The organism is Agromyces sp. GL_144, assembly GCF_057834305.1.
In genome coordinates this window covers 3,070,714-3,083,872 of sequence record NZ_CM174399.1, presented here as the reverse complement: position 1 = coordinate 3,083,872, position 13,159 = coordinate 3,070,714, and the positions used below count along the sequence as shown (strand labels likewise).

Sequence of the window (13,159 nt, the reverse complement as noted above, 5' to 3'; positions counted from 1 at the left end):
CAAGAAAGGGGCTCGACCCTTTCGGGTGTCGACAAAGACCGTGAGCCGAGCGGATGCCGCGACCTGCCAGGCCGGCCCGTCAGCCCCGATTCCAGAGTGACGGCCACGCCACCCCGAGCTCGCGCACGAGGTCGCGCAGTGTCGAGAGCGAGAGGCCGACGACGGTCGACGGGTCACCCTCGACCCGGCGGATGAAGGGCCCGCCGAGGCTGTCGACGGTGAACGCCCCGGCGACGAGCAGCGGTTCGCCCGAGGCGACGTAGGCGTCGATCTCGGCCTCGTCGAGGGCCGCGAAACGCACGGTCGCGACATCCGCTCGCCCGACCGCGCCGTGCACGCGTCCGCCGCGGTGGTCGATGAGCCAGTGGCCCGACCAGAGGTCGCCGTGGGCGCCGTTCTGCTCGAGCCAGCGCGCCTTCGCGACCTCGGGGAGGTGCGGCTTGCCGTGGATGCGCCCGCCGACGAGGAAGGCCGAGTCGCCGCCCAGGATGAGCCCGTCGATGGGCTCGCCGTCGACGGAGGCTCCGACGACGGCCTCGGCCTTGGCCTGCGCCAGCAGCTGCACCAGCGCGGATGCCTCGAGTGGGCCGTGCTCGCGCTCGCGCGCGGCGACCACCGCGTCTTCGTCGACCCCAGGCGAGATCGCGACCGGCTCGATGCCGGCGGCGCGCAGGGTCGCGAGTCGTGCGGGGGAGGTCGAGGCGAGGTAGAGGCGCATGCGACCATCCTGCCGCTCACAGGCGGGCTGTGGAATGCTCGAGGCATGCCCCGACCGCAGCGCCCCGACCGTTCGAACTCCGCCAGACGGGGCGGGCGACCCGCCCAGCGCTCCCCGAAGCAGGCGAGCGCGCAGCCGGCCGAGCGCGGCGCGCGCCCCGAGCGCAAGACCACCCGCGGTCGCACGCCCGCGCCCGTCCGCACCGACGGCCCCGTGCTCGACCTCGAGGTCGAGCGCATCGCGCACGGCGGCATCGCCGTCGCCCACCACGAGGGCCGGGTCGTCTTCGTCGCCGACGCGATCCCGGGCGAGCGCGTGAAGGCCAGGGTCGCGGATGCCTCGCACGAACGCTTCTGGCGCGCCGACACGGTCGAGGTGCTCGAGGCCTCGCCCGACCGGGTGCCGCATGTGTGGGCCGAGGCATCGGTCGACCGCGCTCCCGAGCGTCGCGCCGGAGGCGCCGAGTTCGGCCATATCGCCCCCGAGCGGCAGCGGGCACTGAAGGCCGAGGTGCTGCGCGATGCGCTGGCGCGCTTCGGCGGCGTCGAACGCGAGGTCGTGGTGCAGGCCGTCGATCCCGCCCTCGCGCCGGGCGTGCGCGCCGACGGCACCGGGTGGCGCACGCGGGTGCGCCTGCACGTCGCCGAGGACGGCACCGTGGGGCCCTACGCCGCGCGCAGCCACACGGTCGTGCCCGTGGCATCCGTGCCCCTCGCGGTCGACGCGCTCGCCGCGCTCGCACCGCTGGCCGAGCGCTTCCCGGGGGCCGTCTCGATCGACCTCGTCGCCCCGAGCGGCGCCGACGCGCAACTCGTCGTCGGCGACGGCGAGCGGATGCCGCGTGGCGAGCGCCCGGTCACGACCGAGATCGTGGGCGACCGTCGCTTCGCCGTCGACCGCGACGGGTTCTGGCAGGTGCACCGCGGAGCCGCCGCGACGCTGACGCGCGCCGTGCAGGCCGCCGTCGACGGCGACCGCTTCGACCCGCGCGCCGCGAACCTCGACCTCTACGGCGGGGTGGGCCTGCTCGCCGCCGCCGTCGGCGACCGATTCGGCGACACCGTGCGCATCACGAGCGTCGAGTCCGACGAACGCGCGACCGGGCACGCGGGCGCGAACCTCGCCGACTGGATCGGCGCGCGCGCCGTGACCGCGCGGGTCGACCGCTTCCTCGCCGAGCTCGAGGCCGAGGTCGAGGGCGCCGCGGGCGCGGGGGAGCGCGCCCGACTGCGCGAGGCGACCGTCGTGCTCGATCCGCCGCGGTCGGGCGCCGGCCGTGAGGTCGTCGATCGGCTCGCCGCGCTCAGACCGGCCCAGCTCGTGTACGTCGCCTGCGACCCCGTCGCGCTCGCCCGCGACGTGGGACTGCTGCGCGAGCGCGGCTACGAACTCGAGCACCTCGAGGCGTTCGACCTCTTCCCGAACACGCACCATGTCGAGGCCGTGGCCCGACTGGCCGCTATCGTGTGACTGACGGAAGGGGGTGCCGTGCCGGGCCCAGAAGCAGATGCGGTCGCAACGGTCGCGATCGTCGATGACCACGAAGCGGTCCGACTCGGACTCCGCGCGGCGTGCCGCGACGCCGGCTACGCCGTCGTCGCCGACACCGCCGACGTGCCGGAGCTGCTGACCGCGCTCGCCGCGCTCGACCGCGGTCGCTGCGACGTGGTCGTGCTCGACCTCTCGCTCGGCGACGGGTCCAGCGTGACCGACAACGTGCGCTCGGTGCTCGCGACCGGCAGCGCCGTGCTCGTGCACAGCATCGCCGACCGGGTCGCCGCCGTGCGCGAGGCGCTCGCCGCCGGCGCCGCCGGGGTGATCCCGAAGGCGTCGCCCATGTCGTCGGTCATCGCGGCCATCGCCACGGTCGCGCGCGGCGACGTGCTGAACAACGTCGAGTGGGCCAGCGCCATCGAGGCCGACCGCGAGTTCGCGAAGGCGCAGCTCGGGCGGCGCGAGCACGACGTGCTGCACCTCTACGCGTCGGGGCTGCCGTTGAAGGCGGTCGCGATGCAGCTCGGCATCGCGCACTCCACGGCGAGGGAGTACCTCGACCGCATCCGCGCCAAGTACGTCGAGGTCGGCCGCCCGGCCCCGACCAAGGTCGACCTGCTGCGTCGGGCCGTCGAAGACGGCATCCTCCCCGGGCTCGACGGTGACGGCGGGGATGCCCGCCGCTGAGACGCGCATCGCGCGTGCGAGCACCCGACGCCGCACCGCGGTCACCCGCGAACAGGTCGAGACCGTCGCGGCCCGCGCCCTCGGCATCTTCGGCATCGTGTTCGGCGCGCAGGCGCTCCCGCTCGCGCTGACGCAGAGCGAGGGGCTGCGCCCGGGCGCAGGGGTCGCGCTCGTCGCCGTGCTGTACGGCTCCATCATCGCGGTGGCGCTCGCGGCGGTCACCAAGGTCGCGGTGCGCAGCGCCGCCCTCATCTTCGCGGTGCTCTACGCCGGGGCGATCCTCGCGTGGCCGTTGATCGTCGTCGACCTCGCGGTGGTCGCCGACTCGCCGCCCTGGTTGTACTTCCTGTGCACCGTGGCGACGACGGCGGCCGTCGTCGCCCTGCCCACCCCCTGGGCGATCGCCTACACGGTGCTCGTCCCGGCCATGTACGGCGTCGTGCGGCTCCTGCCGGCCGGCGGCGGGGCGGAGGTCCAGCTCGCGATCCTCGACGCCGTGTACGCCCTCATCCTCGGCGCCGTGGTGCTGATCATCGTGACGATGCTCCGCAATGCCGCGAGGGCCGTCGACGTCGCCCAGGAGGCCGCCCTCGAGCGCTACGAGTCGGCGGTGCGGCTGCACGCCTCCGAGCTCGAGCGGGCGAAGGTCGACGCGCTCGTGCACGACAGCGTGCTGACGACGCTGCTCTCCGCGGCCGCCGCCGGCACGCCCGACGAGCAGGCGCTGGCGGCGCGCATGGCACGTGACGCGGTGCGCCGCCTCGACGAGGCGGGCGTCGGCTGGCCGCAGGTCGACGACCGGGTGGGACTGCCGCATCTCGTGCGACGGCTGCGCGCCGCGCTCGCGACGTTCGCGGTGGCGTTCACCGTGCGGGTCGTGAACACGGGCGGCGTCGAGATCCCGGTCGAGGCGGCCGATGCCCTCTCCACGGCCGCCGTGCAGGCCATGGTCAACAGCATGCAGCACGCCGAGGGCGGGGGGCACGTCGTGCGCCGCGAGGTGCGGGTGCGAGGCATCCGGGCCGGCGGATGCATCATCGAGGTCGCCGACACCGGCATCGGGTTCGACGTGGACCGCATCCCGGTCGAACGGCTCGGCGTGCGCGTCTCGATCATGGAGCGCATGGCGAATGCCGGAGGAGCCGCCCGCATCGACTCGGCCGAGGGCCACGGCACGACCGTGACCCTGCTCTGGCCCGCGGGCGTGGAGGCGGGCCGATGATCGCGATCCCGCGCTGGTTGCTGCTGGTGCTCGCGGCGCTGTTCTCGGCGTACCACGTGATGCTCGCCATCACCTCGATCGAGGTTCCGGCCAGTCCGTGGCCGACGGTCGCCGCCCTCGCGCTGTACGTGATCGCGACGGTCGCGAGCCTGACGGTGGGCTCGCGGGCACGCATGCCCGACTGGCTGGCGGCGTTCGACCTCGCCGTCAGCATCGTGCTGCCGCTGCTCGTGACGAGCCAGCTCGACCCGGCGGAGTCCAACGGCTACGCGACCTGGTACGTGGCCGCCGTCGGCACGCTCATGACGATCGCGGCGGCGCGACGGCAGATCCTGGCCGCGTGGCTCGGCGTCATCGCCCTCGCGGTGCAGACCGTCGTCTGGTCCGGGCCGTTCGCACTCGGAGAGCTCGGCGTCATCGGCAGCATCGCGTGGGTCGCGATCGCGCACATGCTCGCCGCGGCGCTCGGCACCGCCGCGAGGGAGACCCGGCGCTACGCCCAGGCCGAACGCGAGGCCGCCGAGTGGCAGGCCGCACAGGACGCGCACCTGTTCGAGGGGCGTGCGCGACTCGCGCAGACGAACCGCATCGCGGCACCGATGCTGCGCCGCATCGCCGATCGCGGCGGCGTGCTCACGCCCTCGCAACGCCAGGAGTGCCGCATCCTCGAGGCGGCCATCCGCGACGAGATCCGAGGGCGGATGCTGCTGACCGACGACGTGCGCACGCAGGTGCAGCGGGCGCGCGAACGCGGTGCGACGGTCACCCTGCTCGACGAGGGCGGCATCGACGAACTCGCCGACGACGACCGCGAGCGCGTGCTCGGCCGGCTCGCGGAGGCGATCGCCATGTCGAGGGCCGATCGCATCATCGCCCGCACTGCCGCGGAGACCTCGACCGCCGCGGTGACGGTGGTCGGCCTCGTCGAGCCCGTGCCCGGTGCGCAGCTCGAGGATCCCGACGACCTCGACGTGGAGTTCTGGCTCGAGATCCCGCGCGACGCCTGACCACCGGCCGATCGAGCGCGCCCGGAGGCCGGCGTGCTCCAGGAGATCAAGCCTCATCCCTCGTGTGGTGGGGATGGGGCTTCATGAAGGTGGGGGGCCGATCGATGATCGACCCCCCATCAAGCCCGAGTCACGGCGACAACCCGAATATCGCCCTGACTCGCCCCCAACCACTCGTCGGTTACCCGACCGACGAGGGTGGCAGCTCCCTGAGGGAGCCTGCATGACTATCGTCACCCAGACCGCGCACGCGGCATAGTCAGCATTTCGGGGGACACCGGCGGGGGACACGGTCGACCATGCTGCCCGATTCGGAGTCTCGGCGACACGCTCTTCGTCGGCGGTCTGCATGTGCGTGCCGTCGACGACTCAGGTCGCACGTGCGACACGCCGCCCCCGGCCGGGCCGACACGCCGAGGAAGTCGTCGCAGTCCTGAATTCGTGACGCGAATGGGCGGGCGGATGCCGCGGGGTGGCGGATGCCGCGGGGTGGCGGATGCCGCGGGCGGGCGGATGCCGCTGGCGTCCGGATGCCGCAGCCCGCGCGGATGCCGCGGGGTTACGCCCGCTCGCGGTCCCAGCGTGCGCCGCGGGGGTCGAACGCGCTGAGGGATCCGGAGCTGCGCACCCACGCGCCGCGTCGCGGGTCGGCGGGCGCTGCCGTGGACGCGGCCCGGGCGTCGAGCGCCGCGACGAGCACCGCGGTGACGGCCGCGGCCTCTTCGTCGGTGACGTCGCGCGTGACGAACCGGATGGCGGCGGCCTTCGCCGCGGCATCCGCTTCGGGGTTGGGTTCTTCTCGTGTCGTCATCGAGGGCCTACAGGGGGATGTTGCCGTGCTTCTTGGGCGGCAGGCTCGCGCGCTTCGTGCGGAGCGAGCGGAGCGCCTTGAGGATCGCGACGCGCGTGGCCGCCGGCTCGATGACGCCGTCGAGCTCGCCGCGCTCGGCCGCGAGGAACGGCGACGCGACGTTGTAGGTGTACTCGTTCGCGAGCTTCGTGCGCACCGCGGCGACGTCTTCGCCGGCGTTCTCGGCGGCCTTGATCTCGGCGCGGTAGAGGATGTTGACGGCGCCCTGGCCGCCCATGACGGCGATCTCGGCCGTGGGCCAGGCGAGGTTGATGTCGGCGCCGAGCTGCTTGGAGCCCATGACGATGTAGGCGCCGCCGTAGGCCTTGCGCGTGATGACGGTGATGAGCGGCACGGTCGCCTCGGCGTAGGCGTAGAGCAGCTTCGCGCCGCGGCGGATGACTCCGGTCCACTCCTGCTCGGTGCCCGGCAGGTACCCGGGCACGTCGACCAGCGTGATGATCGGGATCGAGAACGCGTCGCAGAAGCGAACGAACCGCGAGGCCTTCTCGCCTGCGGCGATGTTCAGCGTTCCGGCCATCTGGCTGGGCTGGTTGGCGATGATGCCGACCGAGCGACCCTCGACGCGGGCGAACCCGATGACGATGTTGGGCGCGAACAGCGGCTGCACCTCGAGGAAGTCGCCGTGGTCGACGACGCCCTCGATGACGGTGTGCATGTCGTACGGCTGGTTCGGCGAGTCGGGGATGACCGTGTTCAGGCGCTGGTCCTCGTCGGTGATCTCGAGTTCGGCCTCGGTGTCGTAGACGGGGGCATCCGTCATGTTGTTGTCGGGCAGGAACGAGATGAGCGTGCGCGCGTAGTCGAGCGCGTCGGACTCGTCGCTCGCGAGGTAGTGCGCGACGCCCGAGACCGAGTTGTGGGTGAGCGCGCCGCCGAGCTCCTCCATGCCGACGTCTTCGCCGGTGACGGTCTTGATCACGTCGGGGCCGGTGACGAACATCTGGCTGGTCTTGTCGACCATGATGACGAAGTCGGTGAGGGCGGGGGAGTACACCGCGCCGCCCGCGGCCGGGCCGCAGACGATCGAGATCTGGGGGATGACGCCGGAGGCCGCGGTGTTGCGGCGGAAGATCTCGCCGTACTTGCCGAGCGCGACCACGCCCTCTTGGATGCGGGCGCCGCCCGAGTCGAGGATGCCGATGATCGGCACGCCCGTCTTGATGGCGAGCTCCATGACCTTGATGATCTTCTCGCCGGCGACCTCGCCGAGCGAACCGCCGAAGATGGTGAAGTCCTGCGAGTACACGGCGACCTGGCGCCCGTGGATCGTGCCGGTGCCCGTGACGACTGCGTCGCCGTAGGGGCGCTTGGCCTCCATGCCGAACGCGTGCGTGCGGTGCCGCACGAACTCGTCGAGCTCGACGAACGAGCCGGGGTCGAGCAGCTCGGCGATGCGCTCGCGGGCGGTCATCTTGCCCTTGGCATGCTGCTTCTCGATCGCCGCCTCGCCACTGGCCGTCACGGCCTCGTGGTAGCGCAGCTTGAGGTCGGCGAGCTTGCCCGCCGTGGTGGACAGGTCGGGGCCGTCAGTCGCATCGGTCACGCGATTCACTCTACCGGCGAGCATCCGGCCCACTTCGTTGACGGATTCCTACAAATCATGCCCGCGCAATGGTGTCTTCCCCCGGGTCGCCTTTGGGAGACTGTCGGCATGGACCTTCCGAAGTCTCGCGCCGTCGCGCCCCGCCTCGAGTTCCTCGACACCGCGACCTCGACGAACGACCTGCTCCGCGAGGCCTCGACGGGGGCGGATGCCTCGGGCTGGCCGCACGGCTCCGTCATCGTCACCGACGACCAGACGAGCGGCCGAGGGCGGCTCGGCCGCACCTGGCTCGCACCGACCGGCAAGACCCTCGCGATCTCGGTGCTGCTGCGTCCGGGCGGCCACGGCGGCCCGGGCGACGCCGGCGACGGGGGCGTGCCCGCGCTGCCGACCGACGCCTACGGGTGGATCCCGCTCATCGCCGGCGCCGCCATGACCGAGGCCGTGACGCGTGCGGTCGACGCGGCGCGCCCGGCCGAGCCCGAGGACCCCGACGACCTCACGGGCGGCGTCGACGTGCGCCTGAAGTGGCCGAACGACGTGCTCGTGTCGGGATACAAGGTGTGCGGCATCCTCTCGGAGCTGCTGCCCGAGACGGGGGCCGTCATCGTCGGCGCCGGTCTCAACCTCACGCTCGACGAGCACGACCTGCCGACGCTCACCTCGACCTCGTTGCTGCTCGCAACAGGGGTGCGGCCCGACGCCGACGCCGTGCTCGCCGACTACCTCGAGACGTTCGAGCGGCGGTTCGCGGCGTTCGCCGCGAGCGGGGGCGATGCGGATGCCTCCGGCATCGCCGCCGTGGTCTCCTCGCTCTGCGGCACGCTCGGTTCCGATGTGCGCGTCGAGCTCCCGGGCGACCGGGAGCTCGTCGGCACCGCCGAGCGCATCGACGCCGATGGCCGGCTCGTCGTGCGAGACCGGGAGAACGGCGAGGAGCAGGCTGTCGCCGCCGGAGATGTGACGCACCTGCGGTATTAATGGGCGTATGACGAAGGGCGCCGAGACGCGCGCGGCCAAGCGGGCCGCGAAGTCCGGAGTGCCCGCTCCCGCCAGGGCGCAACCGCCGTCGGCCAGGCCGGGGCAGGCGCCCTCCGGCGGCGTCGCCCCGCTGCCGGGCGGCGCGACGGGAGGGCTCGGGTACACCGGTTCCGCCGCCCTCGCCTCCGCGACGCCCGAGCGGGTCATCGCCCGTGTCCGCCGGCACGCGAGGGTGCTCACGCTGCCGGCGCTGCTGCTCATCGCGGTCGCCGGCGGCGTCACGTACGCGCTCGGTGTGCTCGACGAGTCGTGGCGGATCGCGGCGCTCGTCGGCGGCGCCCTGCTCGTCGTGGTCGGCTGCCTGCTCCCGTTCCTCGCGTGGCTCACGCGTCGCGCGACCATCACCACGAGGCGGGTGGTGCTGCGGCACGGCGTGTTCTCCCGCACGCGGCAGGAGCTGCTGAACAGCCGCGGCACCGACGTCGAGGTGCGCGCGAACTGGGTGCAGTCGATGTTCGGCTCCGGCGACGTGCGCATCAACACCGGGCACGACCGCGTGCTCGTCATCAAGGACGCGCCGAAGGCCGAACTCGTGCAGGCCGCGCTGCAGGAGCTCATGGATCCGGCGAGCCCCGCCGCGCAGGAGCACCGGCGCGCGATGCGCGAGGCGCCCGAGGGCGACACGGTCGCCTGGGGCGGTCGCTGACCCGGGCGAGCCGAGGCCGTCATCGGCCCTGCGCCGAACCGCCCCCGGTCGGCGGTCACCCGGTCGCGACATCCGCTCGCGATGGTGCTCGAGACGGTGCTCGCGATGCCGTCCGCGAGATCGGTTCGGACACCGCACTCGGTTTCGGGGCGTAACGTAGAACGTCTGACTCGCGCGCCCCCGAGTGCGAGCGGCCCTATGGAGGTTTCCCGTGGACGAATGCAGGCACGGTTTCGAAGCTGGGATGTGCGCCACGTGCTTCCCGCCGCCCGAGCCCGCACCCAAGCCGGTGGTCGCCGCGGTGCGCACGCCGCGCTCGTCGATCGGCATCGGCGGCACCGTCACCCGCACCCGCCGCGCCCCGGCGCGCGTGGCCGGAACCCGCGGCGGCGTGCAGGCCGAGCTCGCACCGATCGACCCGAAGACCGTGCGCATCTACCACGTGACGCATATCGAGAACCTCGCGTCGATCCTCGGCGAGGGTGCGATCCTCGCGGATGCCGCGGGCGCGAAGCCCGAGGTCGACGTGGCCGCGCCCGCCGCGAGGGAGTACCGCCGCACGGCGCCCGTCGAGGGCACCGACGAGGTCGTCGCCGACTACGTGCCGTTCCTGCTCTCGACCGACGCGCACTTCTGGGAGGCCCTGCGCACCGGTTCACCCGATCCGCGGCTGGCCGACGAGGCCGTCGCACGCCCGGCATCCGACCACGTGCTCTTCGTGACCGACATCGCCGCCGCGGTCGGCGCGCGCACTGAAGACGTCGGCGCCGTCGCGATCACCGAGAAGGACGTCGCGGCCGTCGGGTCGGTCTCGGCCTCGGAATGGTCCGACGTGCTGCGCTCGCTGCGACGGCTGCACCGCGAAGACGAGGGCGCGCAGCTGCTCGCCGCGGAGTTCCTCGTGCGCGAATGCCTGCCGATCGAACGGGTGCGCCTCGTCGCCGTCGCCAACGACCGCGTGCGCGACCGGGTCAAGGCCGCGCTCGACGCCGTCGGGCTCACGACGCGCGTCGCGGTGTATCCGCCGTGGTTCCAGCCCGCCGGCGGTCAGGTCGTCGAGGACTGATCGGTCGAGGCATCCGCCTCACCGGGTTCCGGGTTCTCGGGGCCGGATGCCTCGGCACCGGGTTCTTCGAAGAGCGTTCGCTGCGCCTCCTCGACCCTGGCGAGGTTCGAGAGCCCGTCTGAACGGTGGTGCCCGAACACCCAGTACCGGTACAGGATGAACCGGAACGCGGTGCCGAGTGCGAGCCCCACGACGTTCGTGGCGATGTTGTCGGCGACGAGGCTCGTGTAGCCGAGCCAGTGGTGGCTGATCCACAGGCAGCCGAGGGCGATGAGCATGCCGCCGATGGAGACGACGACGTACTCGCCGAACTCGCGCAGGTAATTGCGCCTGCGGTGGTTGCGGAAGGTCCAGTACCGGTTGCCGAGCCAGTTGAAGATGATCGCGACGCTCGTCGAGATCGTCTTCGCGCCGATGGCGGACTGCGCCCAGTGGTCGTCGCCGAACACGCCGAGACGCAGCAGGTTGAAGAGCAGGACGTCGATCACGAGGCCGATGAGGCCGACCACGCCGAACTTCAGCGCGTAGGCGAGCAGTCCGTCCCAGAGCCGAGACAGGATGCCGCCTCCGGTGGCCTTGCTCGTGCCGCCGGCGTCGGCGGCGTCGGCGCCGCTCGCGCCGCCCTCGCCGCGTGCGCCGCCCGATCGGGAGGGGCTCGGCGTTCGGCTGGACACCGGCACATCCTATGCCGTGGCTTGCCGCCTAGACTGAACGGATGAGTGCCGCGTCGGCGGCCCGGCTCTCCTCAGGGCCGAATCGATCGTGATCAGAAGGAGCGGCCGCGTGCGAGTCGGAGTGATCGGCGGCGGACAGCTCGCCCGGATGATGATCCCCGCGGCCATCGAGCTCGGTGTCGACATCCGCGTGCTCGCCGAGGCCGAGGGCATGTCCGCGGCCATCGCCGCCGACCGCGTCGGCGACTACACCGACCTCGACACCGTGCTCGCGTTCGCGCGCGAGGTCGACGTCATCACCTTCGACCACGAGCATGTGCCCCAAGACGTGCTGCGCGGCCTCGTCGACGCCGGTGTCGCCGTGCACCCCGGCCCCGACCCGCTGCGCTTCGCGCAGGACAAGCTGCTCATGCGCGAGCGGCTCTCCGAGCTCGGCCTGCCCGTGCCCGACTGGGCCAGGGTCGAGAGCGCGGCCGACCTCGACGCCTTCATCGAGGCGCACGGCGGGCGGGCGGTCGTGAAGACGCCGCGCGGCGGTTACGACGGCAAGGGCGTGCGGGTGGTGCGCAACGCCGCCGAGGTGCACGAGTGGTTCGCCACGGTCGCCGAAGACGGCCGAGGGGGAGCGCTGCTCGTCGAGGAGCTCGTCGACTTCCGCCGCGAGCTCGCGCAGCTCGTCGCCCGTCGTCCGTCGGGTGAGACGGTCGCGTGGCCGCTCGTCGAGACCGTGCAGGTCGGCGGCGTCTGCAGCGAGGTCATCGCCCCGGCGCCGCACTCCGCCGGGCGAATGTCCGAGGTCGCCGCCGAGATCGCGTTCGCGGTCGCCGAGGGCGTCGGCGTCACCGGCGTCATGGCGGTCGAGCTCTTCGAGACGACCGACGAGCGCATCCTCGTCAACGAGCTCGCGATGCGCCCGCACAACAGCGGCCACTGGTCCATGGACGGGTCCACGACCGGCCAGTTCGAGCAGCACCTGCGGGCCGTGCTCGACCTGCCGCTCGGCGGCACCGGCACGCACGCCGACTGGTCGGTCATGGTCAACGTGCTCGGCGGGCCGGTCGAGGGAACGCTCGCCGACCGCTACGAGCGCGCCCTCGCCGAGCACCCCACGGCCAAGCTGCACAACTACGGCAAGGCGCCGCGCCCCGGCCGCAAGGTCGGACACGTCACCGTCGTCGGCGACGACCTCGACCAGGTCGTCTACGAGGCCCGCGCGGCCGCGGCGGCGTTCCAAGACTGAGCCCGCCCCGCCCGCACCGCCCCGCCCCGCCGTCGCCGTCGCCGGGCTGCGCCGCACGCACGGTGCTCCGCGCCGCCGGCTGCCCGCTGTGCCGCACGCACTGTGCCGCACGCATGGTGCCGGCCGCGCCGACGGTTGGCCGCTGCGCCGCACGCACGGTGCCGGCCGCACTGCCGGTTGGCCACTTCCCTGGTGCATTTGCGGCGACGCACCCAAGTTCCGACCCGCGCCGTCCGGGCGTCGTTCACCGGACACGGGCGGCTCCACGGTGAGAGGGATCCACTCTGAGAATCGTTGGCACTTTGGCACTTTGGCACTTTGGCACTTTGGCACTTTGGCACGTTGGCACCGGTTCTGAGAACCGAACCCTCCGGTGCGGCCAGCCTCCCGTCGGCCCCGCCGGGCAGGGGAGTCACGCTGAGAGCTGTCGGCACTTCGCGACTTTGGCACTTTGGCACTTTGGCACCGAGATTCAGACTGGGATCCCCTTTCGACCCGCGTGACTTCTCCTCCCCAGCCGCCACGACCTCGGGGTTCTGCACCGCGGGGGACGAAAGCGCATCGCGCGACGTCGGCGAAGGCAGAGTTGTCGTCAGAACAGCCGAGGCTCCACGGCCGGCCCTCGGCACTTCGGCACCGTGTTTCGGAACGAACCCCCGCCCGCTCCCTCATCCAGTCCAGTCCAGTCCAGTTCAGTTCAGTCCAGTCCAGTCCAGTCCAGTCCAGTCCGGTCCCGTCTCGTCCGTCCCGACCCGCCCGTCCGTCCGTCCCGACCCGCCGTCCGTCCCGACCCGCCCGCCGGTCCGGCCAGCCCAGCCCCGCGCACGCCGCACGCATCTGTGCCCCGCTTGTACCGCACGTGGACACCAGCCGGCGGGCGCGCGCCGCGTCGAATGTGCGCCGTGTCGAACGCGCACCGCAACAATCCGCACAGCATCGATCCGCAC

General features: G+C 72.7%; 12 protein-coding genes. 8 read left to right on the top strand and 4 right to left on the bottom strand.

The window, feature by feature from the left end; translation table 11 throughout:
* Nucleotides 1-79: 79 nt before the first annotated feature.
* Nucleotides 80-718 (bottom strand): Maf family protein, encoded by a 639-nt coding sequence (locus tag AC3IPY_RS14110; protein WP_489184907.1) that lies wholly within the window; start codon nt 716-718, stop codon nt 80-82.
* 45 nt (nt 719-763) lie between these two features.
* Between AC3IPY_RS14110 and AC3IPY_RS14105 the strand changes: the two genes are divergently transcribed.
* The 4 genes from AC3IPY_RS14105 to AC3IPY_RS14090 are packed head-to-tail and all read left to right on the top strand — an operon-like array spanning nt 764 to nt 5,128.
* Entirely contained in the window at nt 764-2,188 is a 1,425-nt protein-coding gene (locus tag AC3IPY_RS14105) for a class I SAM-dependent RNA methyltransferase (protein WP_489184906.1), read from the top strand.
* A gap of 18 nt (nt 2,189-2,206) precedes the next feature.
* Entirely contained in the window at nt 2,207-2,899 is a 693-nt protein-coding gene (locus AC3IPY_RS14100; RefSeq protein WP_489184905.1) for a response regulator transcription factor, read from the top strand.
* The gene (locus AC3IPY_RS14095) at nt 2,886-4,121 is read left to right on the top strand and encodes a sensor histidine kinase (RefSeq protein WP_489184904.1); all 1,236 of its coding nucleotides are present in this window, start codon (nt 2,886-2,888) and stop codon (nt 4,119-4,121) included. Before AC3IPY_RS14100 ends, AC3IPY_RS14095 begins: the two co-directional genes overlap by 14 nt.
* Entirely contained in the window at nt 4,118-5,128 is a 1,011-nt protein-coding gene (locus AC3IPY_RS14090) for a hypothetical protein (protein ID WP_489184903.1), read from the top strand. Before AC3IPY_RS14095 ends, AC3IPY_RS14090 begins: the two co-directional genes overlap by 4 nt.
* 559 nt (nt 5,129-5,687) lie before the next feature.
* On the opposite strand, the gene AC3IPY_RS14085 is transcribed toward AC3IPY_RS14090, so the two are convergent.
* Together AC3IPY_RS14085 and AC3IPY_RS14080 are read right to left on the bottom strand one after the other, a co-directional pair.
* On the bottom strand, nt 5,688-5,939 hold the full coding sequence (locus tag AC3IPY_RS14085; protein WP_489184902.1) for an acyl-CoA carboxylase epsilon subunit: 252 nt from the start codon (nt 5,937-5,939) through the stop codon (nt 5,688-5,690).
* Between the two features lie 7 nt (nt 5,940-5,946).
* Complete coding sequence (locus AC3IPY_RS14080; RefSeq protein WP_489184901.1) at nt 5,947-7,569, bottom strand: acyl-CoA carboxylase subunit beta; 1,623 nt, start codon at nt 7,567-7,569, stop codon at nt 5,947-5,949.
* Between the two features lie 84 nt (nt 7,570-7,653).
* Between AC3IPY_RS14080 and AC3IPY_RS14075 the strand changes: the two genes are divergently transcribed.
* The 3 genes from AC3IPY_RS14075 (at nt 7,654) to AC3IPY_RS14065 (ending at nt 10,298) form a co-directional block, all read left to right on the top strand.
* The gene (locus AC3IPY_RS14075) at nt 7,654-8,526 is read left to right on the top strand and encodes a biotin--[acetyl-CoA-carboxylase] ligase (protein ID WP_489184900.1); all 873 of its coding nucleotides are present in this window, start codon (nt 7,654-7,656) and stop codon (nt 8,524-8,526) included.
* Nucleotides 8,527-8,533: 7 nt separating this feature from the next.
* On the top strand, nt 8,534-9,232 hold the full coding sequence (locus AC3IPY_RS14070; RefSeq protein WP_489184899.1) for a PH domain-containing protein: 699 nt from the start codon (nt 8,534-8,536) through the stop codon (nt 9,230-9,232).
* A gap of 244 nt (nt 9,233-9,476) precedes the next feature.
* Nucleotides 9,477-10,298, top strand: a complete 822-nt coding sequence (locus tag AC3IPY_RS14065; RefSeq protein ID WP_489184898.1) for a DarT ssDNA thymidine ADP-ribosyltransferase family protein — start codon at nt 9,477-9,479, stop codon at nt 10,296-10,298.
* Here the strand turns inward: AC3IPY_RS14065 and AC3IPY_RS14060 are convergent.
* Nucleotides 10,280-10,972 carry a GtrA family protein gene (locus AC3IPY_RS14060; RefSeq protein WP_489184897.1) on the bottom strand — a complete coding sequence of 231 codons (693 nt, stop codon included), beginning with the start codon at nt 10,970-10,972 and terminating at the stop codon, nt 10,280-10,282. The two genes, AC3IPY_RS14065 and AC3IPY_RS14060, sit on opposite strands and share 19 nt — an antisense overlap.
* Before the next feature lie 148 nt (nt 10,973-11,120).
* On the opposite strand from AC3IPY_RS14060, the gene AC3IPY_RS14055 reads away from it, so the two are divergent.
* Nucleotides 11,121-12,212, top strand: a complete 1,092-nt coding sequence (locus AC3IPY_RS14055; RefSeq protein WP_489188340.1) for a 5-(carboxyamino)imidazole ribonucleotide synthase — start codon at nt 11,121-11,123, stop codon at nt 12,210-12,212.
* Nucleotides 12,213-13,159 lie beyond the last annotated feature (947 nt).